This is a genomic window from Clostridium sp. TJA020 (assembly GCF_058310295.1).
Window position 1 is genome coordinate 391,049 of sequence record NZ_JBZEFC010000003.1, and the last position, 24,793, is coordinate 415,841.

The 24,793-nt window shown below is 26.7% G+C and carries 22 protein-coding genes, 1 tRNA gene and 1 rRNA gene; 4 read left to right on the plus strand and 20 right to left on the minus strand.

All coding sequences use genetic code 11. The features are described from left to right. Positions 1 to 9 precede the first annotated feature (9 nt). A complete protein-coding gene (locus AC4FQ1_RS07855; RefSeq protein ID WP_303129791.1) occupies positions 10 to 1,005 on the minus strand; it encodes a CotS family spore coat protein in 996 nt (331 codons plus the stop codon). A 122-nt stretch (positions 1,006 to 1,127) separates the two neighbouring features. Between AC4FQ1_RS07855 and AC4FQ1_RS07860 the strand changes: the two genes are divergently transcribed. Beyond that, positions 1,128 to 2,255, plus strand: a complete 1,128-nt coding sequence (locus AC4FQ1_RS07860) for a glycosyltransferase family 4 protein (RefSeq protein ID WP_491169405.1) — start codon at positions 1,128 to 1,130, stop codon at positions 2,253 to 2,255. Here the strand turns inward: AC4FQ1_RS07860 and AC4FQ1_RS07865 are convergent. From AC4FQ1_RS07865 to tsaD, 7 genes are all read right to left on the minus strand, one after another. Then, positions 2,247 to 3,383, minus strand: a complete 1,137-nt coding sequence (locus AC4FQ1_RS07865) for an ABC transporter substrate-binding protein (protein WP_491169406.1) — start codon at positions 3,381 to 3,383, stop codon at positions 2,247 to 2,249. The genes AC4FQ1_RS07860 and AC4FQ1_RS07865 overlap by 9 nt on opposite strands. Positions 3,384 to 3,401: 18 nt before the next feature. Then, positions 3,402 to 4,478, minus strand: coding sequence for an ethanolamine utilization protein EutH (gene eutH, locus AC4FQ1_RS07870; RefSeq protein ID WP_491169407.1), 1,077 nt, complete (start codon positions 4,476 to 4,478; stop codon positions 3,402 to 3,404). Between the two features lie 17 nt (positions 4,479 to 4,495). Beyond that, positions 4,496 to 5,857 (minus strand): MATE family efflux transporter, encoded by a 1,362-nt coding sequence (locus tag AC4FQ1_RS07875; RefSeq protein WP_303129780.1) that lies wholly within the window; start codon positions 5,855 to 5,857, stop codon positions 4,496 to 4,498. 19 nt (positions 5,858 to 5,876) lie between these two features. Then, complete coding sequence (locus AC4FQ1_RS07880) at positions 5,877 to 6,743, minus strand: DegV family protein (protein WP_491148104.1); 867 nt, start codon at positions 6,741 to 6,743, stop codon at positions 5,877 to 5,879. Positions 6,744 to 6,942: 199 nt separating this feature from the next. Then, on the minus strand, positions 6,943 to 8,058 hold the full coding sequence (locus tag AC4FQ1_RS07885; protein ID WP_491148106.1) for a S1C family serine protease: 1,116 nt from the start codon (positions 8,056 to 8,058) through the stop codon (positions 6,943 to 6,945). Positions 8,059 to 8,220: 162 nt separating this feature from the next. Beyond that, a complete protein-coding gene (locus AC4FQ1_RS07890; RefSeq protein WP_491169408.1) occupies positions 8,221 to 9,240 on the minus strand; it encodes an alpha/beta fold hydrolase in 1,020 nt (339 codons plus the stop codon). A gap of 27 nt (positions 9,241 to 9,267) precedes the next feature. Then, positions 9,268 to 10,278 carry a tRNA (adenosine(37)-N6)-threonylcarbamoyltransferase complex transferase subunit TsaD gene (gene tsaD, locus AC4FQ1_RS07895; RefSeq protein ID WP_303129773.1) on the minus strand — a complete coding sequence of 337 codons (1,011 nt, stop codon included), beginning with the start codon at positions 10,276 to 10,278 and terminating at the stop codon, positions 9,268 to 9,270. A 195-nt stretch (positions 10,279 to 10,473) separates the two neighbouring features. On the opposite strand from tsaD, the gene AC4FQ1_RS07900 reads away from it, so the two are divergent. Both AC4FQ1_RS07900 and AC4FQ1_RS07905 read left to right on the plus strand, forming a co-directional pair. After that, entirely contained in the window at positions 10,474 to 11,097 is a 624-nt protein-coding gene (locus AC4FQ1_RS07900) for a RusA family crossover junction endodeoxyribonuclease (RefSeq protein WP_491169409.1), read from the plus strand. 14 nt (positions 11,098 to 11,111) lie between these two features. Then, a complete protein-coding gene (locus tag AC4FQ1_RS07905) occupies positions 11,112 to 11,690 on the plus strand; it encodes a GDSL-type esterase/lipase family protein (RefSeq protein WP_491148110.1) in 579 nt (192 codons plus the stop codon). Here AC4FQ1_RS07905 and AC4FQ1_RS07910 read toward each other — a convergent pair. The 3 genes from AC4FQ1_RS07910 to yedF are packed head-to-tail and all read right to left on the minus strand — an operon-like array spanning position 11,661 to position 14,130. Next, positions 11,661 to 12,620 (minus strand): NAD(P)/FAD-dependent oxidoreductase, encoded by a 960-nt coding sequence (locus AC4FQ1_RS07910; RefSeq protein WP_491169410.1) that lies wholly within the window; start codon positions 12,618 to 12,620, stop codon positions 11,661 to 11,663. The genes AC4FQ1_RS07905 and AC4FQ1_RS07910 overlap by 30 nt on opposite strands. A 27-nt stretch (positions 12,621 to 12,647) precedes the next feature. Then, entirely contained in the window at positions 12,648 to 13,535 is an 888-nt protein-coding gene (locus AC4FQ1_RS07915; RefSeq protein ID WP_303129765.1) for a diacylglycerol/lipid kinase family protein, read from the minus strand. Between the two features lie 25 nt (positions 13,536 to 13,560). Further along, complete coding sequence (yedF, locus tag AC4FQ1_RS07920; RefSeq protein ID WP_491169411.1) at positions 13,561 to 14,130, minus strand: sulfurtransferase-like selenium metabolism protein YedF; 570 nt, start codon at positions 14,128 to 14,130, stop codon at positions 13,561 to 13,563. Positions 14,131 to 14,295: 165 nt separating this feature from the next. Here yedF and AC4FQ1_RS07925 point away from each other — a divergent pair, with 165 nt between their 5' ends. Beyond that, positions 14,296 to 16,152: an LTA synthase family protein gene (locus AC4FQ1_RS07925; protein ID WP_303129761.1), complete on the plus strand. Its 1,857-nt coding sequence runs from the start codon at positions 14,296 to 14,298 to the stop codon at positions 16,150 to 16,152. Positions 16,153 to 16,197: 45 nt separating this feature from the next. Here AC4FQ1_RS07925 and AC4FQ1_RS07930 read toward each other — a convergent pair whose 3' ends face one another. From AC4FQ1_RS07930 to AC4FQ1_RS07970, 9 genes are all read right to left on the minus strand, one after another. Continuing rightward, complete coding sequence (locus AC4FQ1_RS07930; protein ID WP_491169412.1) at positions 16,198 to 16,794, minus strand: DedA family protein; 597 nt, start codon at positions 16,792 to 16,794, stop codon at positions 16,198 to 16,200. 107 nt (positions 16,795 to 16,901) lie between these two features. Beyond that, a complete protein-coding gene (locus AC4FQ1_RS07935; protein ID WP_303129755.1) occupies positions 16,902 to 18,245 on the minus strand; it encodes a TldD/PmbA family protein in 1,344 nt (447 codons plus the stop codon). Positions 18,246 to 18,257: 12 nt separating this feature from the next. Next, positions 18,258 to 19,643, minus strand: a complete 1,386-nt coding sequence (locus AC4FQ1_RS07940; RefSeq protein WP_491169413.1) for a TldD/PmbA family protein — start codon at positions 19,641 to 19,643, stop codon at positions 18,258 to 18,260. Between the two features lie 46 nt (positions 19,644 to 19,689). Beyond that, on the minus strand, positions 19,690 to 21,189 hold the full coding sequence (locus tag AC4FQ1_RS07945; protein WP_303129750.1) for a hypothetical protein: 1,500 nt from the start codon (positions 21,187 to 21,189) through the stop codon (positions 19,690 to 19,692). Further along, positions 21,179 to 22,588, minus strand: a complete 1,410-nt coding sequence (locus AC4FQ1_RS07950; protein ID WP_303129747.1) for a sensor histidine kinase — start codon at positions 22,586 to 22,588, stop codon at positions 21,179 to 21,181. The genes AC4FQ1_RS07945 and AC4FQ1_RS07950 overlap by 11 nt, the downstream gene beginning before the upstream one ends. A 3-nt stretch (positions 22,589 to 22,591) precedes the next feature. Next, complete coding sequence (locus AC4FQ1_RS07955; protein ID WP_303129744.1) at positions 22,592 to 23,275, minus strand: response regulator transcription factor; 684 nt, start codon at positions 23,273 to 23,275, stop codon at positions 22,592 to 22,594. A gap of 128 nt (positions 23,276 to 23,403) precedes the next feature. Continuing rightward, positions 23,404 to 24,378: a polysaccharide deacetylase family protein gene (locus tag AC4FQ1_RS07960; protein ID WP_491169414.1), complete on the minus strand. Its 975-nt coding sequence runs from the start codon at positions 24,376 to 24,378 to the stop codon at positions 23,404 to 23,406. Between the two features lie 207 nt (positions 24,379 to 24,585). Beyond that, a tRNA-Asn gene (locus AC4FQ1_RS07965) sits at positions 24,586 to 24,660 on the minus strand. A 52-nt stretch (positions 24,661 to 24,712) separates the two neighbouring features. Next, positions 24,713 to 24,793: ribosomal RNA gene (locus AC4FQ1_RS07970) — 23S ribosomal RNA — on the minus strand; the annotation flags it as partial.

Genomic DNA, 24,793 nt, shown 5'->3' on the forward strand with positions numbered 1-24,793 from the left:
CATTTCCCCTTACCTAAAAAAATTTTCAATAAACTCATCTCTATATTTTCTATCTTCTAAATATTTATTAAGCTTACCTAAAATAAATTCCTCTCCCCAAGGTTGTTGTTCCCAATACATTTGAAGACCCCTTTGCCAAAAGTCCTGTGGAAATCTTATAAATTCTTTTATAACATTTAATTCATCTTTACTTATTTCTATATTTTCTGAATAAGCATCTAATATTACGTTTGCCTTATTTTTATCCCACCTATTATATTTCATAGCTCTTATAAGTAATGAAGCTAAATCATGAATATGACTGTCTAGTATACAATAATCAAAATCTATTATTTTAATTTCATTGTTTTTTCCTATTAAAATATTATGATTTGCATAATCATGATGGCAAAACTCTCTTTTTAACATATGCCTTTCCATTATCTCAACATAATTACTATTTATAAGTCCCTTAATACTTTTATCTGCAATTGCTATCTGCTCATCTAAATTTTTTAAAAATACTTCATCAAATTTATTTTTATGAGCTTTTTGATTTATTCTTTTTGCAAAATCATATATTTCTTCTTTTCTAGTTTTAAATATATTTATCCATGAAAACCAATATATCCTTGGTGTCATCATAGGAGTTATATTAAAATCTCTACTTGCTATATGCAATTTAGATAATGCTCTTGATACATTTTTTAGTTCACTTAAATCATTATAATTACTTACCCTAGATTCAAACCATTCTGTTAAATACCCATATCCACCTTCATTTAATTCAACATAATCTAACCCGTTCCTTGTCTTAATTATATTAAGTACAGTACTAAAACCTTTATTATTTAAATGTTTAATAGCTGAAATTATATAATATGAATGACCAAACTCATAATTTAAAACCTTAAAGCAATATCCACTATTTCCATTTATCTTAAAAGTATTTTTATGCTTTATAATACTTTTAACTTCTATACCATATTCTTTTTCTATGAGTACTTTCACATTATTTTCATTCATAAAATACACTCCCCATCTTATTTATCTTTCATTATATGAGTTCATTTAATTTAATGTGATTTTATTCACAAAATATGTTATTCATAATATTTTATAATATATAGCTAATTCGAGGTGTTTTAATGAAAATTTGTATAGATTCTAGAAGTGTTAATTTACATGGTGGTACAGGAATAGGTACCTATACTAAAAACTTAATTTCTGAAATGATAAACTTAGATAAAAATTCTTTATTCACACTTATATGGACTGGAAAAGTTGATCCAATCTTTTTAAATAATAATACTGAACTAATACATTGCTCTGGAAGACGCTCTAATTTTTTTGATAAATATTATATTCCAAACATTATTAAAGAAAGAAACTTAGAATTATATCACATACCTCAAAATGGAATAGGATCACCATTAGATGAAAATATAAATACAGTAGTTACAATTCATGATTTAATACCCTATATAATGCCTGAAACAGTTGGCCAATCATATTTAAAAAAATTCTTAAAAACTATGCCTGATATAATAGAAAACGCAAAAGGAATAATTACTGTTTCAGAATACTCAAAAAAAGATATTTTAAGATTTTTTAAAGGCTATCCAGAAGATAAAATATTCGTTACACACTTATCAACAAATTCTGAGTTTTATCCTCATGATAAAGATATATCAAGAAAAATAGTCAACAATAAATATAACTTTGATACTCCATATTTATTATATATAGGTGGATTTAGTGCTAGAAAAAATGTAAAAGGAATAATTGATTCTTTTAAAAAAACAAATAAAAACTTAACTAATAAATATAAATTAGTCTTAGTTGGATCATTAAAAGATGAGGGACTTAACTTAAAAAAATATGCTGAAGATTTAAATATTATTGATGATATAATTTTTACAGGATTTGTAGAAGACTCCTATCTACCAATTTTATATAGTGGCGCTGATTTATTTGTATATCCTTCCTATTATGAAGGTTTTGGTCTTCCACCACTTGAAGCAATGAGTTGTAAAACTGCAGTTATAACCTCTAACACAACCTCAATACCAGAAGTTACAAGTGATTGTGCTATACTTATTAACCCTTTAAATAATGATAGTTTATCTGAAAATATATTTAAAATTTTAGAAGATAAAGATTTAAGAACAAAATTAGAAGATAAAGCATATAAAAGAAGCCTCCAATTTTCTTGGAGGCAAACAGCACTTAATACACTTAACGCTTACGAAAATATATTAAATTCCTTATTTTAATAGCTCTTTTTTAACTTCTTTATATAAATTATAATTTTTTATTTTAGGAGCCTTCTTTGATATATTACTCATTACAACAAGAGGGCTCTTTCCTATAAAATTATTCATACTCTTCTCTATTTCTTTATTGTTATAAGCATAAATATATGTTGGAAACAAATCTCCATTAAGCGCATACTCTAATGCTATATCTGTATTTGTAATCATATATTCAGAAAAACTATTTATAAGTTCTCTATTTTTTTTATCATTATTAATTACAAATGCACTATATCCATCAGCTACAAAAAATCTATTTGACCCAATTTTATAGGCTGGAATATCATTTACAGTCCACTCACACTTTTTTCTTAAATCTTTAAGTATTTTCATAGTATTTATTGATGAAATTATAGCAAAAAAGTCATCACCTTCTCTAGCTAAAATTTTATTGTCTTCTAAGTTTTTATAATCCTTTTTTACTGCCTTTATAACTTCTTCTTTATTATTAAAATAATCAATATTCTGCATAATAAGTACCTTTATAAGATTTTCATAATCATCATCTATTATACTTAACCCCTTATATTTACCATTACTTTTTTTATAAATATTTTTGGATACTTTAATAAAGTCATCCCATGTATTTATATCAGAACTTTTATATCCATATTGTTTTAATATATCCTCTCTTAAATATAAAACTAAAGGATTAGTTGTTAATGGAATACCCATTTCTTTTCCGTCAATAGTTATTTGTTGAAGACTACTTTTTGTAAAATTTCTTTTATATATATTTAATAAATCTTCTTCATTTTCAAAGTTTAACTTATATTTATTCTTTAAATAATCTAACTCATAACTATTTAAAATAGCTATATTAGGAAGGTTGTCTTTTTTACCTTCTTTAAATTTATTATCTAAATCTTTAATATTATCTATTAGCTCAATATTTATTTTAGTTCTACTATGCCCATTCATATAATTCTCTGCTAATTCAGATATATATTCATTAGTATATTTATCAGTAACTACAGTTATAGTACCACTTATAACACCTTCTCTATCTTTAGTAAAAAAATTTATTATAAGTATAGAAACAATAACTGTAATTATAGTTATTATTATAGTTTTTATTCTGTTATTCATAAAATCAACCCTTCTAAACTATGACTTAACTTTCTTTTTCAAGTATATCATAGCTATAGCTAATGCTAATATTCCACAAAATAATTTTGTAAATATATAAATTCCTATAACTTCTTTTGCCTCACTTGCTACAAACCCAAGTTGTCCACCAAGTACATATGCACCACTAACAGAAAAAGCACTACATAATATTTTCCCCCTCTTATCTAATTTTTCAAATGAGGTAAATATTATTATAGCTGATGCCAAACTTCCAATAAAAGCTGTTATAGAATATTTATTTACACTAAATTTATTAGCTATATTTTGCAAGTACTTATTTAAAAATTTATTTATAACCTCTAACATTACATATGCTCCACCTAAGAATATTGCAATATTACCAACTATAGACAAAGTATCTTTAAGTGGCATTAATTCCTTAAATATTATAACTCCTGATATTTGTTGAAATCCTACAATTACAAATCCAAGTATACTTAGAAACAAAATTCCTTTTGAAAGTTTAATTAATATATTTATTGTTAAGTCTTTAAAATAAACTATACCAATAATCATAAGTATAGAAATTATAAATAAAGGAATTAAATTTAATAATATAATCTTAATAGGTATTTTTAGAAATATTCCTGCTAAAAATAAACCTAAAGGCAGAACTGCTATACCAAATATTATTCCTAATAAAAATTCCTTCAAGCTTTCTTTCTTTATAATTCCAAGAGCTAATGGCAGGGTGAAACTTAAAGTACACCCTAATATAGATGCCATTAAAACTCCTGAGAAATAAATCATATTACTATTTAATGCTATATCATTTGCTATACTAAATGCTCCCATATCTATAGCAATTATAGTTGATACAAATATAGATGGATCTATATTTATATAATTTGAAATTGGCATCAATACACTTTGAAGCCAAGATGCTATAACTGGAGTTAAAGATATAATTCCAACCATTGATATAGCTAATGCTCCCATATTTTTTATTCCTTCTTCAAAACACATTCCAAGTTTTAATTTATTTCCTAAAAAATAATCAACTGCTCCTATTACAAAAAAAACAGCAATTATATATAATATTATTTTTTCCATAAACCCCTCTTTTACCTTTATCCTTCAGATACTAAATTTTTTATCCAATTCCTTGATGATATTCTTTTAAAGCAAGCAATCCCCTTACTTATTTCCTCAAATGTACAAAGAGCATAAACCAAATAAACTGGTAATTTAAAAACAAATGCTCCTAATAATGCAAATGGTACTCCTATACACCACATAGTTATACTCTCTATAAGAAATGAAGCTTTAACATCTCCTCCACCTCTCATTACTCCTACTATTGCTATTATATTATAAACTCTTATAACCATAACAATTGATGTTGCATATATTATATACCTTGACCAAATTTTAACTTGCTCTGAAACATCATATATAGATATTATTGAACTTGCGCATAAAGATAATGCTATTGCTATAATTAGTCCAATTAAACATCCAAGTTTAATACAATTCTTTCCATACTCATCAGCCTTTTCTTCGTCTCCTCTACCAACTTGTGCTCCGACCATAACTAAAGCAGCATTTCCTATACCAAAAATAATTACCATAAATAAATTATTTATAGTTGTTGCAATCTGGACAGATGCTATAGCTTGCGTTCCTATTCTTCCATAAATAATATTATACATAACAGAACCAAATCCCCAACAAGCTTCATTTAAAACTACTGGAAGAACTGTTATATATATTTTCTTTACAAAAGATAAATCAAAAGAAAATAACTCTTTTAAATTTCCAGCTAAAATATTATTGCTATAATAAACGTAACCTATAATTATTAAAAATTCAATTATTCTTGCAATTAATGTTGCTATTGCTGCACCTTTAACACCAAGCTCTGGCATTCCAAAATAACCAAATATAAGTATATAATTAAGTACAGTGTTAATTATTAAAGCTATTGAGCTTCCTATCATAGGTATAGTTGTTTTTTCTATACATCTTAGCGCTATTCCATAATTAAACGTAATAGTAGTAAAAATATAACTTAGCGATACTATTATAAGGTATTCAACACCAAGTTTTATAACTTCAAAATCTTTATTAAATATTCCAATTATGCCCTCTGGAAATATTTGAGCTGTAATAGTAAATATGCTTCCCATAACAATTGCACATACAATTCCTATTCCAATTAACTTTTTTATATTTTCATTATCTTTTTTTCCAAAGTATTGAGATACAAAAATTCCTATACCACTAAATAATCCCATCATTAATATACTAAGTAAGAAAAAGTATTGATTTGCTATTCCAACTGCAGCAATTTCATTTTCTCCAAGCTTCCCAATCATCATAGTATCTACTATATTTAAGGATGATGTTATAAAATTTTGTATAACAATAGGTAAAGCTATAATAGCAACCTTTTTATAAAATCTTTTATCTATATTTAATATTTTATTCATAATAGCTCCTCTTACTTCTTTAACCTTTAGTATAATATGCAATTCCTATACTTCCTGGTCCAACATGTAAGCCGATAATAGGTCCTATAGGTTGTACAATAACATCTCCCTTTAATCCATTAACTCTTAACTTTTCTTCTATCTGTTCTTTTAATATAATTCCATCATCTTCACAGTTTATATGATGAACTGTTATATGACAAAAATCTTTTTCATGTATATCTTCAAACATTTGATTTATCATAGTATTTATTGCTTTTTTTCTAGTTCTAACTTTTTGAAAAACTGTTGTTTTTCCATCTGTTACCGTAAGAATAGGAATAATTTTTAATATATTTCCTAAAAGAGCAGCTGCTCCTCCAATTCTTCCACCTTTTTTTAAATACTTTAGTGTTTCAGGTATAAACAAAAATCTACTATTGCTTATAACACTTTTTGCTTTATTAGCAACTTCTAATATATCCTCTCCTGACTTAGCTGCCTTTGCAGCTTCAATTACAGCATACCCCATTTGCATACAATTACTTCTTGAATCTATAATTTCTATTTGTGCATTTTCATTTTCTTCCAATATCATATCTTTAATCATTTTAGCTGATTGATAAGTTCCACTCATATCTGATGATATAAATATCCCTACAATCTTATCACCTTGATTTATAATATTTTGAAAAGTTTCTTTCACTTCCCCTATATTTGGTTGTGATGATGTTGGTATTTCTCCACTTTCATTCATCATTTTAAAAAATTCATCATTTGTTAAATCCATTTCCCTGTACCCTTGTCCATTAAATATTACACTTAATGAAACTACTTCTATACCTAAACTTTCCCTAATATTTTTAGGTATATAACTAGTACTATCAGTTACCACTCTTACGCCCATTTCTACCTCCACAAATTTTAAATTATATAAATAAAATTATATCATAATCATATATTTAGACTAGATATTATTATTAAAGTATATTATTTTTTTCCATTATAAGTTCAATTGTAATTATAATATATAGTTATTTTTATAACAAAAAAATAATACACACTAATTTATATTTTAACTAAATTAGTGTGTATTTATTAATAAACTATGCTTCCAATGTTAAGTCTAAAGTTTCATTTTTTCCGTCTCTTTCAACTTTAACCTTTACTGTATCTCCAGCATTTTTCTTATTTTTTATTTCATTTAATTCTTGAAGGGTTTTAACTCTCTTTCCTCCAAACTCAGTGATAGTATCACCTGGTCTAATTCCAGCTTTTTCAGCTGGTGAAAATTCTTCTACTTCAACTACGTATATTCCTTCTGGTAAATTATATTGTTTTGATAATGCTTTATCTATTTCTCTAACCTTTACTCCTAAAGTTAATATTGGCTTTGATAAAACATCTAATTTTTGTTTAACTTCATTTATAGGAATTGCAAATCCTATACCTTCTGCTCCACCAGATACCTTCATAGTATTTATTCCTATAACTTGCCCTTCTGTATTTACTAATGGACCACCACTATTACCTGGATTTATAGCTGTATCTGTTTGAATCAAATTCACTTGTTTTCCAGTTTCAGTATTAACAGTTCTTCCAACTGCACTTATAACCCCTTTAGTTACTGTTTGAGCAAATTCCTTTGAAAGAGGTGTTCCAATTGCTATAACTTCCTCACCTGGTTTAAGTTTTGAAGAATCACCAAGTTCTGCTATAGCAGGAACTTTAAATTTTCCTTGCATTCTAATCATAGCTATATCTTGATTTTCATCATAATTAATAACTTTAGCTTTTATCTCTTCTCCAGTACTTAATGTTACAGTAACCTCTTGAGCTCCTTTTATAACATGATAATTAGTTAATATATCTCCTTTATCATTTATAATAAACCCTGTTCCAATCCCTTCAACCTGTTGTGGAATAATTCCATTTTGACGACTTAACCCCTTTGTTGAAACTATTACAACTGCTGGTGCAACTTTATTAAAAGCTTGCTCTGTAGTAAGTTGAGATACCTCCTTAAAATTTGAAGGAGATTCATTTTGAGTATTTATTTTTTGACTATCCTTTTTCATAATCATATATGTTATTCCACTACTAAATATTCCAGCAAGCATTGCAGTAACTATTACAACTACAACCATAATAAAAGTATTACCCTTTTTTCTCTTTGGTTTTTGACTATTAAATTCATTATTTATATTTTGATCTGTATTCATTAATTACCTCCTGCACTGTGATTTCTTAATATCAGTATAAAAAAATTTTGTGTCAACTATATGGCATATAAAAAAATTTTTAATTAATAAAAAATACTGAATGAATTTATTCATCCAGTATTATTATATCCATATATTTTTTATTAATAATATTTAATAATTTTAGTTAGTTTTTTCATTAACCTTTTTAATTTTTCTAGCTATCTCAACAACTTTTTTTATTGAGTTTTTAACGCTATCTGAGTCCATCATTGAATATACATTGCCACTATAACTGCTTTTATATTCAAATGTTAGATTATTACCACCAAGTCTTTTCAATGAATTATTATCTTGATTGCTTATTATATAATAAGGAATATCTTTAAACATACCATTTTTTTGACTATCATTTGATATATTATATATATTTTTAGTTTCATTATAAACAGCATCTCTATAATTATTTTGATTCTTTTTATAATCAAATTGTTTTTTTTCAGATTCTGATAAATTATTAGAAAAATCAGGTATACTGCTTACAAGTCCTAATTTATCCATAATTAAAGTTAAAGAAATATTAGATCCTATAGCCTCTATCTTTTTCCTTACTAAATCAGCCATTCCTGTAATACCTAAACTTTCTTCTTTTAACTTTTCTTCATCATAAGGATTTACCAAAACTACACCTGCTACAGTTTCTGGATAAAGACTTGCAAAATTAGTCATAACTAAACTACCATATCCTTCTCCAACTAATATAAATGGTGAGCTAACTGCAGCTTTTCTAAGAAGTATTTTCAAATCTTCTGCTTGTTCTTTTGGTGTCTGTAATTTACCACCATCATTTTCTCCATAACCTCTTCTATTATATACAAATGTTTTTACTCCCAAACTACTTGAAACATCTTTAGCAACTTTATTCCATTCTTCTGCTGTTGCTCCAGTAGTTCCATCAAAAATAACTGTATAATCTCCAAATCCACTTACTTTATACTCCATCTTTTTTCCATTCACTCTAGTATACGACATCCTTGAGCTTGACTTTTCATTTGTATAAAAATTATGGCCCCATTGAATTATCATCCCTGTAACTATAATAAGTAATATCACTAATACTATTCTTTTGAAAAGCATAAATTTAGGAATTTTTTCTTTCATATTTACAGTATGTAAGCTGTTAGAATTAGATAATAATTTCATATCTTTCCTCCTATAAGCCACTAAACACTAAAGTTTAAGATTAGGCTTTGCATTTAAGTCAAGTGATGATTCCTCACCATTTATAAATCTAAAGTATGCAGCACTTCCTATCATGGCAGCATTATCTGTACATAGTATAGGTGCTGGGAATAATATTTTTATTCCTTTTTTATTTCCTTCTTCTATTAGTGCTTCTCTTAATGCTGAATTTGATGCAACTCCACCAGCTATAGCTATTTTATCTAAATGTTTCTTTTTACAAGTTTCAAATACATTATCTTTTAATACCTCAACTACAGCATTTTGGAATGATGCTGCAATATCAGCTGGAACTATTTCTTCATTTTTCATTTTAGCTTTATTTATGTAATTAAGTACTGCTGATTTTAATCCACTAAAAGAAAAATCTAATGTATCATCATGAAATTTAGCTCTTGGAAATTTTATAGCATCTTTATTTCCTTCTTTAGCTAACTTATCTATTTTAGGTCCTCCTGGATATCCTAGTCCTATTGCTCTTGCTACCTTATCATAGGCTTCACCAGCTGCATCATCTCTAGTTTGCCCTATAACTTCATATTTACCATAATCTTTAACATAAACAATAAAAGTATGTCCTCCTGAAACTACTAATGAAACAAAAGGTGGTTTTAAATCTTTATGTTGTATGTAATTTGCTGAAATATGGCCTTCTATATGGTTTACTCCTATAAGTGGCTTATTTGTTGCCATAGCAAGTCCTTTAGCATACTGAAGCCCTACCAATAAAGCCCCAACAAGACCTGGTCCATATGTAACACCTATGGCATCTATATCATCCAATGTTACATTTGCTTCTTCTAAAGCTTCTTTAACAACACCATTTATAACCTCTGTATGCATTCTTGATGCAACTTCTGGAACAACTCCACCAAATTTTTTATGTGTATCTATCTGAGATGCTATGATATTTGAAAGAACTTCTCTACCATTACGTACAACAGCAGCTGAAGTCTCATCACAGCTTGATTCAATTGCTAAAATTAATTTATTTTCCATAGAAACTCCCTCTTTTTGTATAATCATATAAAATTCAACTATTTGTAATTATACTTCATTAATAAATTATTATCAATGAAACTGCTACCCTTGTTTAGCAAAATTTATTAATGTATATTAAAACTATACATTCTATAAATTAAATTTATACTAAAATCATCTTAAGATTTTATTAAAACGTAAAGGAGTTATTTTATGACATCATATGCAAAGGTTGTAGTTAAAGGATCTCCTATAACTAAATCAAACTTTAAACTTCATAATAAAGATGGAAGAGCTATACTTCCTTATAATACAGGTAAATATCACGATAGATATGCATTATATGAACAAGAAATTGCTTACGTAGCAAGAGTTCAAAATCCTAATGTAGTCTTTACGGAAAGTTTAATTGCAATACTCAAAGTTTATTATAAAAGTGAAAAGAGACATCCAGATACTATAAATATCTCAAAAAGTATATTTGATGGTATTGAAAAAAGTGGTCTTATAGTTAATGATGCTCAAATAGTTAAAATAATAGTTGAAGAATATTATGATAAAGAAGATCCAAGATTTGAACTTGAACTTTATCCATTAAGCAAATTTTCTTTATCCTTTTCAATTGAAGAAAGAAAAGACGATATAACACCTACAACATATTCTTCTTTAAAAAAATCTCCTATTAAAAAGAAAGAAAAAATTAATACTATAAATACAACTATTTCTCAAAATAACGTTTGTGAAATTTGTAATAAAAAGCTTTCTTTAAATGACTGTATAAAAGCAAATAAGGGCAAAACATTAATATGTAAGAATTGCTTTAATAAATTGTTCTAAATGGAGGTGATTTTATGAATCAAAACAATCCTGATTTAATTTTAATTGGTGATAGCCTAACATTTGGTTATGGAGTTTCCAAAAAAGATTCTTGGGTATATAAGTTACAAGAAAAATTTACGTCTAAAATTATCTTAAATAAAGGAATAAATGGAGATACAACTTCTTCTATGTTAACTAGATATTATAAAGATGTTTTAAGTAAAAACCCTAAAAAAATATTTATTATGGGTGGTACTAATGATTTATTATGCGGACGTAATGTTGACTATATAGTTAAAAATTTAGAACTAATGATTAAAGAAGGCTTGGAAAATAATTCTGAAATTATAATTGGAATTCCTCCAATTATAATAAAAGATTTGGCTGAAACTTTATTTATGCCTTCTAATTATTATAAATATTGTGATGAAAATTTATCATCTCTTAGAAGTCATATTATAAATTTACAAAAAAAATATCCTTTCAAATATGTTGATTTTTATACTCTAACTAAAAATCATACATTATCTGAAAAGATATTTTTAGATGGTATTCATTTAAATATAAAAGGAAATCTTTTATTATTTAAATGCTTCTTGGATATACTTTGATGCTGCAACTCCAGCATCATATCCATCTATATCCTTCATATTGATGCATTTATCACCATATATAATATTTCCACAAGCGAATAATCCCCTTTTAGATGTTTCATAATTATCTGTCATAGGAGTATTCATTTCTTTATTTATCTCAAGATTAAGCTTATTTACAGATCCAAGTTCAGGATAATATCCTACTGATAAAAATAATGAATCACAGTCTATTTCTTCTATACACCCTTTTATTTTATTAAATATTTTAACTTTATTTATTCTCTTATTTCCATCAATATCTATAAGTTTTGCACTTTCAATAACATTTATATCAAAACCTTCAATTATATCTCTATCTTCATCTGTAATCTTAAATCCACTTTCTTCATCAATTATAAGTGCTGCTACTTTTCCGCCTTCTATTTCTACTCTCCTAGCTACTATCAAAGCCCACTTATTTTTAGCTATAATTACTGGATTTTTTCCTGGAAGTAATCCTTCAAAATTTATAAATCTATGAGCATTTCCTATTGTAAATATACCTGTAAATTTATTAGTAGGTGTTAGAACATTTCCAGCATATCTTTCTCTACACCCTGTAGCTAAAATAACTGCATCAGCTAACACATCACATATCCCTTCTCTTTCATTAACATAAGTTATTATATTATCTTCTGATATATTTACTACTGTAGTCTTTTTTTTAATATTAAAATCAAATTTAGATAATTTTATTTTAATAAATTCAATAAATTCAGGTCCTGTAACAGAACACTCTAAATATTTTTTTGCAAAATCATTATGAATACACTGCTTTAGTATACCGCCAAGTTCTTCTTCACGTTCTATAAGTAATACTTTTTTTATACCATTTTCCAAGGCTGCAAGAGCTGCTGTCATTCCTGCTATTCCACCACCAACAACTACTAAATCATATTTTCTCAAATTTAACTCCATCTCCTTATTTATTACTTAATCTCTTGGAACTACAACTTTTATAGCTTTATCAACTATTTCAAAATTTATTTCATTTAAAGCCACTATTTCACCATCTATATTCACTATAATATCATCTTTTGATTTTACTCTCATTTTTTTAACCTTTGTATAAATTATTTCCTCAATGCCACTAACATCTTTCCCAGTAACAACTTTAGGTAAAAATCTTATAAGTCTATGTAGCCTTGGCTTTTTTATAGCATATATATCAAGCAATCCATCATCTATTATTGCATTTGGAGCTATTTTTATTCCTCCCCCATAGCATTTACCATTGGCAACAGCAATAAGATACATATCATTTTTTATTATTTTATTATCTATTTCAAACTCTAAATTCATATGACCAAATGTAAATAGGGTCTTTATAAGAGAAATTCCATAAGCCATAGGACCTGTTATAAGCTTATGCTTTTTATATTGCCTAGCATTATTAACTACACACGCATCAAAGCCTACAGATGCTATATTTAAAAAATATCTATCATTTACTTTAGCAACATCAATGTACTTCTCTTTTCCATGTATTAGTTTTTCTAAAATCTTCTCAACTTCTAAATTTCCATACAAAGTTCTTGCAAAATCATTTCCTGACCCAGCTGGAATTATAGCAAGTGAACTCTCAGACCCAACTACACCATTTAAAACCTCATTTAAAGTTCCATCACCACCAATGGAATAAACTCTACATTTTTCCTTTTTTACTATATCTTTTACCTTTTTAGTAGCCTCGCCAGATTCTTCTGTAATTATTATTTCATATGGCTCGTCTATATTTTTAAATAAGTCTCTTATCATATATTCAAAGTATATAGCTTTTCCTTTACCCGCTATGGGATTAATAACAAAAATATGCTTCATCTATTATGTGCACTCCATTTATCTTTTATATTTTTATAACTCTTTTACTATTCATAATTTCAACTATTGTATACATATTTGAAATTTCTCCAATTAATAACTGCTCTTTTAATCCATAGAAATCTAAACATGTTCCACAACTTATTATTTTAACACCTTTTTTCTCTAGTTCTCTTACACTTTCTATAACTTCAGATCCTTCTGTAACTAATTTAACTCCAGCATTTAAAAACACAATTTCTTCTGGTATATCAGTAGCTTCTGTTAAAGCATACATATAACTCTTCATAAGAGTTTCTCCTAATCTATCATCACCATCACCCATTTTATCAGTTGTTATTATTATTGAAAATGTATCTTTTTTTTCTGAAGCTCCTTCAGCTGATTTCTTTGTTATTTTGATTTTAAAAAGATCTCCTTCTAAAGTGCTATTAACAGTAAACCCTGCATTTTCTGCAAATCTTGTTACATTGTTATTTGCAATCTCATTATCTACTGTTACAATAGCTTCACCACTTTCTATTGAATCAAAATATTTTTTTGTTTCAATTACTGGTTTAGGACATGCAAGTCCAATACAATTAATATTTTTCATAACCAAACACCTCTCTATTTTTTAATTATTATATTTTTAATAATATTATACACTATTTTTTATATTATTTTTCCCTTGTTATATTTTAACACTATTCGACACTTATTGATTAAATATATGCCTTATAATATAATTTTATATGACTATATCATGAGAGGTGAATAAATGAAAAAATTTTTCCAGAAATTAAATATTTCTTTAAATAAAGATACAGTATTTAGACTTATATTATTTTTAATACCACTATTTTCAATAGTACTAAAAGGTATATTATTTCAAGGATTTATAAATAATACAAATCCTTATTATTTAAATTTTCATTTAGGATTTTTAAATGCTAATAACTTTTTAAACTATTATTACGCTTTTGCATTAATATTTTTAAGTTTTTCATTATTATTTAAAGGTAAAGGAAGAGTTATTTATTTGTTTATTATTGATGCATTAGTAACTGTATTAATATTAACTGATATTACATATTTTAGAGGATTTTTAACAGTTCCTTCAGTACTTATATTAACTCAAACAGCAAATTTAGATAATATGTCTGGTAGTATATTTTCAATGTTTAGTGGTTATGATTTATTGTTTTTAATTGATTTTGTTGTTCTTGGAATATATGTATTCTTAACAAGAAAATCTTATGTGAGGGTTCAAAAAAGAGCTATAAAATCATTTTTACTAACATTAATACTTCCAATAATATTTATACTTTATGTTCCTTTTAATCTTTATGTTCTAGGAAATAAAGATGTTAAAAACTCATATCTTTTTGATAATTACGATCCAACCAATACAGTTAAATATTTTTCATCTGTTGGATATCATATAATGGATGCTATTAATGTTTACAAAGATTCAAAACCATACAAATTATCAGAAGAAGATAAAAATCAAATAAATAATTATTATAAATTTAAAAATGAAAATCTACCTAATAACAAATATTATGGTATGTATAAAGGTAAAAACTTAATAGTTATACAAGTTGAATCTCTTGAAAGTTTTGTTTTAGGACAAACTATTAATGGTAAAAAAATAACTCCTGTTATGGATAAATTAATAAAAGATGGTATATACTTTCCTAATATATGTGAACAAGTTAATGAAGGTACAAGTTCAGATTCAGATTTAATGGTTAATACATCAATGTTACCTCTTAGAAGAGGTTCAACATTCTTCAGATATCCTAATAGAGTTTATAATTCAATGCCTTTAATACTTGGAAACGAAGGATATACAAGCGAAGCTATACATCCAGATAAAGGTTCTTTCTGGAATTATAAAAATGGATTAACTGGAATTGGATTTAATAAATTTACTGATTTCTATTCATTTAATCCTGATGAAATTATTGGTTTAGGATTAAGTGATAAATCATATTTTAGACAAGTTGTTCCTATGCTTGAAAAATTAAAGCAACCTTTCTATGCTTTTACTGTAACACTTACAAATCATGGACCATTTGATTTGCCAGAAAGTATGAGAAAGTTCAAATTAGACCCTGAACTTGATAAGACTGAACTTGGTGGATATTTTGAAAGTGTTCACTATACAGATACGCAAATTGGTTACTTCTTAAGCTTACTTGATAAAGCAGGAATTTTAGATAATACTGTTATTGCAATAGAAGGTGATCATACTGGAGTTCATAAATATTATCAACATAGTATAGATACCTTATCTCACAAAGAAAATTGGTATTCAAATAATGGGGTTCCAACAATACCACTTATTATATATAATAAAGAAAAAACTGTAGGTAAAACCTTTGATACAATAGGAGGTCAAATCGATATAATGCCAACTTTATTATATACTCTTGGTATTCCTAGGGAAAAATATGAGAATACTGCACTTGGTAGAAATTTATTAAATACAAATAGAAATTACGCAGTTTTAAATAACGGAAAACTTATTGGTGATACTAAAAACCTTTCAAAAAAAGACATTGAACTTATTGAAGGTTCGCTAGAAATGTCTGATAAAATGATTAGAGCAGATTATTTTAATAATAAATAACAAAAGTAGTAACTACTTAATATTAAGTAGTTACTACTTTTTATATTAACTATTATCTTTTACTCTTTTTAATTTTCTTTTCTTATTTAATCTTGCCATTATAATTATAAAGCAAATAATACCCAATAAGCTTATTGCATACTTATGTATAAAATTCCATATTGAATTTTCATTTGCTCCAATATAATAACCAAATACTAACAATGCAGAGTTAGTTAATAAAATTCCAACTATAGTATATTTAATAAATAATCTTTTTTTCATTTTATTAGCCCCTGCTAATATTGATACATAAGTACGGGCAAATGGAATTAATCTAGCTATTAAAATAGCATATTTCCCATATTCAGCAAATATTCTTTCAACCTTTTCTGAAATATTTTTATTTCTTTTATTTTTATTTTTAAATTTATTTACAATTCTTTCTCCAAGCCAAATACCTAAACCATAACTAAATACTGATGAACATAGCTCTCCTAAAAATGTAAATAGTAAAGCCATCTGAAAATTATAAATTCCTTTTGATATTGATAATCCAATAAAGGGTAATAGAACTTCTGTTGGTAATAATATACTCATTATAAATACCCCTATGTAACCTAAATGACCTGCCAAATGTTCTACAATAGATATAAAATTCATTTACCCACCTCCCTATTTTAATATATCATTTATTTATTAACGTATAATAAACAAAAAAATAAAGGACTATGTCAAATTTATTTTGCATAGTCCTTTAACTTTTTTAATTATTCACCTGCTACTGATAATTCTTTTACAAACACTGATGGTGAACCAAAGCTAGACATTGGGAATTTTATATCATCACAGACTTCTTCTATATCTTTTAATAAAGTAAAGAAATTACCAGCCACAGTTATCTGCTCTACTGGATATGATTTTTTTCCGTCTTCTATCATAAATCCTTTAGCAGCTAATGAAAATTCTCCTGTTATAGCATTAGCCCCTGCGTGCAATCCTGAAAATTCTGTTATTATAAGCCCTTCTCCTAACTCACTTAAAAGCTTATCAAAGTTTTTATTACCATTTTCTATATAGAAATTTGTAGGTCCAACACTTACTGGTGATGCATATGAATTTTTAAATCCATTTCCTGTTGATTTTATTGAAGCTTTATAAGCAGTTTTTAAATTATGAAGTAATGTTTTAAGCTCTCCCTTAGATACTAACTCTTTCTTAATTGTCTTAACACCTTCATCATCAAATCCAACTGATGCTAATCCATCTTTCAATAATGGATTATCAATTATAGTGACCTTATTTGATGCTATAATTTCTCCTTCTTTATCTTTTAAAAGAGATATTCCTTTTTGTGCTGAGTCAGCATCAAACACTGACCAAAAGGCTTGTAATAAAGAAACCATTGCTTCATTTTTTATTACTATTTTATATTTACCGGATTTAATTGATTTTGCATCAACTTTTTCCATAGCCTCATCTACAGCTTGTTTAGCTATCTTTTTAGGATTTACATCTGAAACCTTTTTAGCCATTGCATAACCAAACCCGTCATACTTTCTTTCATCTATATCAACTACTGGTACAACATAAGCTGTTAATAAGTTTGATTTATCTTTAAGCTCTAGTCCTTTTGAATTCATAAGTCCATACTCAACATTTACATAACTTATTCCACATCCTAAGAAATTAACAACTTTATCAGAATAAATCTTACATTCCTTTTCCATTGAAAGTCCTAAGTCTATAAGTTCCTTAGCATCAATATTTTCTAAATCCTTGTGATAATTTTCTACCTTTTCGTAATTTTTATCACCTTCATATATAAATTGAATATCTTCATCTTCTATTGATAATGCAGAATCTTTAGCATTTTTCACTAGCATATTTATAGCATCTTCATCTATTATTTCAGTATAAGAATATCCCATCTTTCCACCTAGTTTTGCTCTAAATGAAACTCCAAATGATTTATTTAAATTATATTTTTCAACCTCTTCTTTATATATATTTATACTTAAACTTTCTTTATTAGAAAAATATATTTCAAATTCATCTAATCCTTCTTTTCTTGCTTTATCAAATAACTTATTCTTAAACTCATTAAATTCCATAATTACACCTCCCTATCTTCCGCCTACTGTTATTTCTTTTAATCTAATCATTGGTTGACCAACATTTACAGGAATACTACCTGATGATGATCCACACATACCTTGTGCTTGACATATGTTACTTCCAACCATATCTATATTCATTAATACTTCACTACCTTTGCCTATAAGGCTAGCCCCTCTAACAGGTTCTACTATTACACCATTTTTCACCAAATAACCTTCTGATACAGAGAAATTAAATTCTCCAGTTACAGGATTTACAGAACCTCCACCAAGCTTTTTAGCATAAAGACCATTATCTATTGATTTTATTATATCTTCTGGCTTATCACTTCCAGCAGCTATATAAGTATTAGTCATTCTTGAAGTTGGGGCAAATTTATAGCTTTGTCTTCTTCCATTTCCTGTTGATTCCATTCCCATTCTTCTTCCATTTAATTTATCAATCATATATCCCTTTAATATACCATTCTCAATTAATACATTTTTTCTTGACTTTGTACCTTCATCATCAATATTAATAGAACCCCATGCATTTTCTATAGTACCATCATCAATTGCTGTTACTTTAGCTGATGCTATTTGTTCACCCATCTTGCCTGCAAATTCTGAATTTCCCTTAGCAACTGAAGTAGCCTCTAATGAATGTCCACATGCCTCATGGAATAAAACTCCACCAAATCCATTATCGATTGCAACTGTCATCTTTCCAGCTGGACAATCTTTTGCATTTAACATTGTAACAGCAGTTCTTGCTGCTTCTAATGCATACATTTCAGGATCTATTTCATCTTTAAACATCTCAAAACCTCTAGACCTTCCTGGTCCTTCAAATCCCATTTGATTTTCTCCATTTTTTGATGCAACTGCACTTATACCAAGTCTTGTTCTAACTCTTCTATCTTCAAGACAAATACCATCTGTATTTGCTATTAAAATCTTTTGATCTTTATCAGCATAACTAACGCTTACTTTACTTATTTCATTACTATAATCTTTAGCTTTATTGTAAGCAAGCTTCATCACACCAATTTTTTTAGCATATTCTATTTCTTGTGGATAATATTTTATTATATGTTTATTTGGAACCCATATAGAATCATTTACAATTATATCTTTTTCTTCTTTTAAATCTCCTAGAGCAAGTGCTGCCTTATAAGCTGTATCTAATAAACTATTAAGTGAATTATCATTTGTATATGCATAAACACTTTTTAACCCCTTAAATATTCTTATTCCAACGCCATAGCTTCTTCCACCTATGGCACTTTCAACTTTATTATCTAAAATACTAAGAGAATTACTTATACTGTCTTCTACATATATTTCAGCAAAATCTCCCCCTGTTATCATACACTTTGATAACACAAGACCTATAGTTTCTTTTGATAACATTTTTTCTTTCCCTCCTTATTTAAAATAACTATGTTATTTACCTATTTTATTTACCTGTTTTATTTACTTGTTTTTGATATTCATTAAATGTATTTCCCCAATAATCTACATAATCACCTTCACACCATTGTGCCATTATTACTTTTTCACCTTTTTTAAGTTTGAATTCTTTAACTGGTGTTGATAATTTATTATTTGAGGTATTAAAAACTATTAATTTATCATCTAAAATAACAATTGCTAATTTTCCATCTGGTGAAGTATACGCATCTTTTATTAAAGGTATATCATTTTTTAAAATTTTCCAAGGTATTAATAATGAATCATATCTTACTAGATTAACTGGTGGTTGAATTGATATTTTATAATCATACTTATCACCATCTAATGAAGATGGTGATATTCTTCCTTCCATTCTCCAATTACCATTTTCTCTAACAACACCAAAATTACTGTAATCTATATATTTTTTTACCTTTTCTTGTTGATCCTTTGTTAACTTGTGATATGCGTTTGTATAATCCTTATTATAAGTTAAATTGTATTTTTTTGAAAATATATCTTGAAATGCTAATGATTTATCTGAAAATAAGTTATCTAATGGAATCATTTCATATTGAGTATATTTATTTTCAAAATTATTACCAGTATAAATTTCTGTTGATATATAATTATCACCTATATAATTTAAGCCTCTATAAACATTAGACTTTTCATTAATAAAATTCTTTTCTTTATCTTCTATTGTAATTTGACTTTTTTTATCTATTGCATTTGCAACAAAATATTCTTTATGATAACCGTTGGTATCAATACTATTTTTTGATAAAGTCCATATTCCAGATTTTCTCGGAAATATTATACCATTAACAGACTCAATTGGTTGAATCTTATCTTTCTTTGCGCTTATCCAAAGGGTTCTATATTTTTCATCTGTATATGTTCCATCTTCTTTTAATTTTCTTGGTTCCTTAAAAGTTATATAAAGACCTTTATCTGTATTATAATCATTGTAATTAACACTTTTTTTATCTGGAATATTTTTTGCATTAAATGCATCTTCTGAAACATTACTTATCCATTTAACATTTAATAAAACCCCTTGATAGTATATAAAACTTTCATTCTTATTAACATAAAAAAATTCAAAAATATTATTATTTTTATCTGATGCAGATATTACATTTAATTCACTGTTATTAATACCCAAATCCCTTACAATAAAGTTATTTTGATATGATATAACATAATCTCCTTTTACAACTTTTAATTTATATCTTACACCATCATAAGTTTTAGTATCTATATTAATATTATGTTCGCCAATATCAATATATTTATCTTCAATATCATCAACTTCTCCTAATGAATACATATTTTTATCTAACACCTTATAATCTTTTACTTGCCATCTTCCTAATATAATTAAATCTTTATTTTGAGGAGCCTTTAATTCCATCATATTATTTATATCAATACTATTACATCCAGTTAAAGAAAACATTAATATTATTATAAATATAGCTTTAATCCATCTAAATCTCATATAACTTCTCCTCATTACTTTCTTTAGGAATAACAATCTTTATTTGTGTTCCAACATATAATTCACTATTTATTATTAATGTTCCATTATGTAATTTTACTATTTCATCAGCTATTGATAATCCTATACCTGCGTTAGAATTTGCATTACTCCCTTTATAAAATTTCTCCTTAACTCTTTCTAACTCATTCTCACTTATCCCACATCCATTATCAGTAACTTCTATTATTATATTTTTAACATCTTCTGAAAATTTAACTTCTATCAATCCCTGTTCTTGAGTAAATTTAAATGAATTATCTATTATATTTATAAGAACTTGCTTCATTCTATCAATATCAATATTAATATTAGGAGTTTTTATCGAATTATATACATGAAAATTTATATTTTCTTTTTCAGCTCTTGGAGTCATATATAATTCAATATAACTTGCAAAATGAGAAATATTAACTAAAGTTTTATTAAGAGATATTTTATTATTTATAAGTCTTGAAAAATCTAATAACTCTTCAACCATTGCAGATAATCTATCTGTTTCTTTTTCAAGTATATCAAATCCCAATTTTAAAGTTTCTCTATCAGTGTTTTCATTATTTAAAGTTATTACCCATCCTTTTATAGCTGTAAGTGGTGTCCTAAGTTCATGTGATACAGATGATATAAAATCATTTTTCATTTTTTCTCTTTGGTCAAGTTCTTCTGCCATATAATCTAAAGTATTTGCAAGCTGACCAATTTCATCTTTTGAGTCAAAATTGCTTCTAGCTTTTAAATCCCCACTTGCCATTTTTTTTGCTATGTTTTTTAACTTTAATATAGGATTAACTATATTTCTAGCCATAATTATACTTATAACTACACCTATAATTAATACTAAAATTGATATACCTATAAAAAAACTCATTATAGATGCTATAGATTCATTAACCTCTTTTAAAGAAGTTACATATCTTATAGCTCCTATTACTTTTCCATTTACCTCTATTGGCTTAGTTACTGCCATAACATTATATGGAGAGTATCTTACCTTTCCAACCCAGTCGCTACTTTCTCCACTTAATGCTTTCCTTATCTGTTGTTTACTTTCATCAGATATTTCATTACTACCTATAGAATCCATAATAAGACGACCTTTATTATCAAATATTTGAACTTGTGCAGTGGTTTGATTCCAGAAAGCATCAACATTATCATATACATTAAGTTCTAGTGATGTATTAGAGTAATATCTATCATAAAAATTAATAGCTAAATCTATTTGATTAGTTAATATAGTTTGTATATTTTTATAATAATATTGTCTAACAAATACCATTAATAATATATCCAATATAACTATTGTTGAGAAAACAACTATTATAAAGTTTCTTATCATCTTATTCTTTATGCTTTTCATATATTATCCTTTCCATCTATATCCTATCCCCCAAACAGTCTCTATAAACTGTGGGTTAGATGAATCCTTTTCAATTTTTGCTCTTAATCTTCTAATATTTACATCAATTATTTTTGGATCTCCAAAATAATTATATCCCCATACACTATTTAATAACTCATCTCTTGAAAAAGCCTTATTAGGATTCTCAATAAATGTTTTCATTATTAAATATTCTTTTGGGGTAAGTTCTATCTCTACACCATCTTTTGTTATCTTTTGAGAATATAGATTTATTACAAATGGTCCATTAACCAATTCTTCTACAACTTTCCCTTCTTTGCTCTCTATTCTTCTTAAAATTGCTTTTATTCTAAGAACAACTTCTAATGGATTAAATGGCTTTACTATATAATCATCAGCACCATATTCTAGTCCCATTATTTTATCCATATCTTGCCCTTTTGCAGTTAACATTATAATCCCCATTTCTGGGAACTCCTCTCTTAATTTACTGCATACTTGAAATCCATCTATTCCTGGCAACATAACATCTAAAACAGCTACAGAAGGTTTCTCCTCAATAGCTTTTTTTATTCCATCTTCTCCATTGCTAGCTTCAATTATTTCAAATCCATTCCTAGCTAAATTTATCTTTAAAAAACCTCTTATACTCACTTCATCTTCTACTAATAATATTTTAGCCAATATTAACCACACCTCTTTCTATTTTCAAAAAAGAAGCTTAATAATTTAAGCTTCTTTTAATATTATAGTCTATATTTTTTATTCTTAATATACAATTATTTCACTTCACCTATTAAAATAAAATTAAATTATTTCATTGTTCTAAACTCATATCCTTTGCTTTTAAAATATTCTATTATTTCTGGAAGAGCTTCAACTGTTGTTTCCTTTTGATAAGTATCATGCATTAAAAATACAATACTATCAGCTTTATCACCTAACTTTTCTACTGAATCTTTTGTTTCAGCCAATAATTGTGCCTTACTTTTATGACCACCATTTGCAGCATCACCATTTAATGCATTCCAATCTACAATTTCTATACCTTTTTTATCTAATATAGGTCTTATCTTCTCTCTTCCATTCCAAGACCAATAACCACCTGGAAACCTTACAACTCTAGTTGAAAAATCCTTTCCTAAATATTCTTTTAATAAATCATTTGTTTTATTATATTCTCCCATAAAATTATTTGTATTTATTACTCTATTAGGATATAAATATCTATAATCATGACTATAACTATGATTAGCTATAGCATGTCCATTTGATGCTATTCTCTTTAAAATCTTTTTTGTTACTTCTGGATTTGAAGTAATACTTTTACCCATAACAAAAAATGTTCCTTTAATATTATATTTATCCAATATATTTAAAACATTGGGAGTATTAGTAGTTGATGGACCATCATCGAATGTTAAATATACAACTTTTTTCCCATCATCTCTAACAGGGTAATGTAGCTCACCCTTCATAATACCTTGAGTTCTATTTGCCACAATCTTTGCATCATCTGCATTAGAATCTTGTTCTAATAGTAAATATCCTGAATTATCTAAATCTACATTTTCCTCAACTCCTGAAGATAAATTTGATTTTTCACCATTACCTTTTTCTTTCCCACCACCTTGAGCAAGAGCTTGTTCATTTTTATTATTTGATGAAATTGCAGAATAAATAGCCATAGCACCAATTACTAATAAAATAGTAATTCCTAATATTAATAGACTTTGTTTTATTTGTATTTTAATTGTTTTTTTATCTGAGTTTCTCTTTATCGCCATACCTAAATTTCCCCCTAGTTTATTTACATTATAAGTATACTAACATAAAATGTAGTTTACTATTACAAAATAATTAATATCTATTACATTTTTGTAATAGTTTGTCTTATTATATATTAAACTGTATATTAGATTATACGTTATTATTTATATATTTAATATATTATTTTTAAGCAAAAAAAAATAAGCCCGTAAGCTTATTTAAATTGGCTCCGCGAAGAGGATTCGAACCTCCAACCTATCGGTTAACAGCCGAGTGCTCCACCGTTGAGCTATCGCGGATTATTAATTTTGTTCTCTGAAAATTGCACATGATTTTTGTTGATTGTTTTTATTGGTCAAGCCCTCGACCTATTAGTATCAGTCAGCTGAACATGTTACCATGCTTACACCCCTGACCTATCAACCTTGTGTT

Coding starts and splice junctions, on each gene's coding strand:
- AC4FQ1_RS07940 (WP_491169413.1), bottom strand. CDS start 19,643: ATGTTATCAAAAGAAACTATAGGTCTTGTGTTATCAAAGTGTATGATA.
- AC4FQ1_RS07885 (WP_491148106.1), bottom strand. CDS start 8,058: ATGAATACAGATCAAAATATAAATAATGAATTTAATAGTCAAAAACCA.
- AC4FQ1_RS07960 (WP_491169414.1), bottom strand. CDS start 24,378: ATGGCGATAAAGAGAAACTCAGATAAAAAAACAATTAAAATACAAATA.
- AC4FQ1_RS07875 (WP_303129780.1), bottom strand. CDS start 5,857: ATGAATAAAATATTAAATATAGATAAAAGATTTTATAAAAAGGTTGCT.
- AC4FQ1_RS07880 (WP_491148104.1), bottom strand. CDS start 6,743: ATGGGCGTAAGAGTGGTAACTGATAGTACTAGTTATATACCTAAAAAT.
- AC4FQ1_RS07945 (WP_303129750.1), bottom strand. CDS start 21,189: ATGAGATTTAGATGGATTAAAGCTATATTTATAATAATATTAATGTTT.
- tsaD (WP_303129773.1), bottom strand. CDS start 10,278: ATGGAAAATAAATTAATTTTAGCAATTGAATCAAGCTGTGATGAGACT.
- AC4FQ1_RS07890 (WP_491169408.1), bottom strand. CDS start 9,240: ATGAAATTATTATCTAATTCTAACAGCTTACATACTGTAAATATGAAA.
- AC4FQ1_RS07935 (WP_303129755.1), bottom strand. CDS start 18,245: ATGGAATTTAATGAGTTTAAGAATAAGTTATTTGATAAAGCAAGAAAA.
- AC4FQ1_RS07950 (WP_303129747.1), bottom strand. CDS start 22,588: ATGAAAAGCATAAAGAATAAGATGATAAGAAACTTTATAATAGTTGTT.
- AC4FQ1_RS07915 (WP_303129765.1), bottom strand. CDS start 13,535: ATGAAGCATATTTTTGTTATTAATCCCATAGCGGGTAAAGGAAAAGCT.
- eutH (WP_491169407.1), bottom strand. CDS start 4,478: ATGGAAAAAATAATATTATATATAATTGCTGTTTTTTTTGTAATAGGA.
- AC4FQ1_RS07865 (WP_491169406.1), bottom strand. CDS start 3,383: ATGAATAACAGAATAAAAACTATAATAATAACTATAATTACAGTTATT.
- AC4FQ1_RS07925 (WP_303129761.1), top strand. CDS start 14,296: ATGAAAAAATTTTTCCAGAAATTAAATATTTCTTTAAATAAAGATACA.
- yedF (WP_491169411.1), bottom strand. CDS start 14,130: ATGAAAAATATTAATTGTATTGGACTTGCATGTCCTAAACCAGTAATT.
- AC4FQ1_RS07855 (WP_303129791.1), bottom strand. CDS start 1,005: ATGAATGAAAATAATGTGAAAGTACTCATAGAAAAAGAATATGGTATA.
- AC4FQ1_RS07860 (WP_491169405.1), top strand. CDS start 1,128: ATGAAAATTTGTATAGATTCTAGAAGTGTTAATTTACATGGTGGTACA.
- AC4FQ1_RS07905 (WP_491148110.1), top strand. CDS start 11,112: ATGAATCAAAACAATCCTGATTTAATTTTAATTGGTGATAGCCTAACA.
- AC4FQ1_RS07930 (WP_491169412.1), bottom strand. CDS start 16,794: ATGAATTTTATATCTATTGTAGAACATTTGGCAGGTCATTTAGGTTAC.
- AC4FQ1_RS07900 (WP_491169409.1), top strand. CDS start 10,474: ATGACATCATATGCAAAGGTTGTAGTTAAAGGATCTCCTATAACTAAA.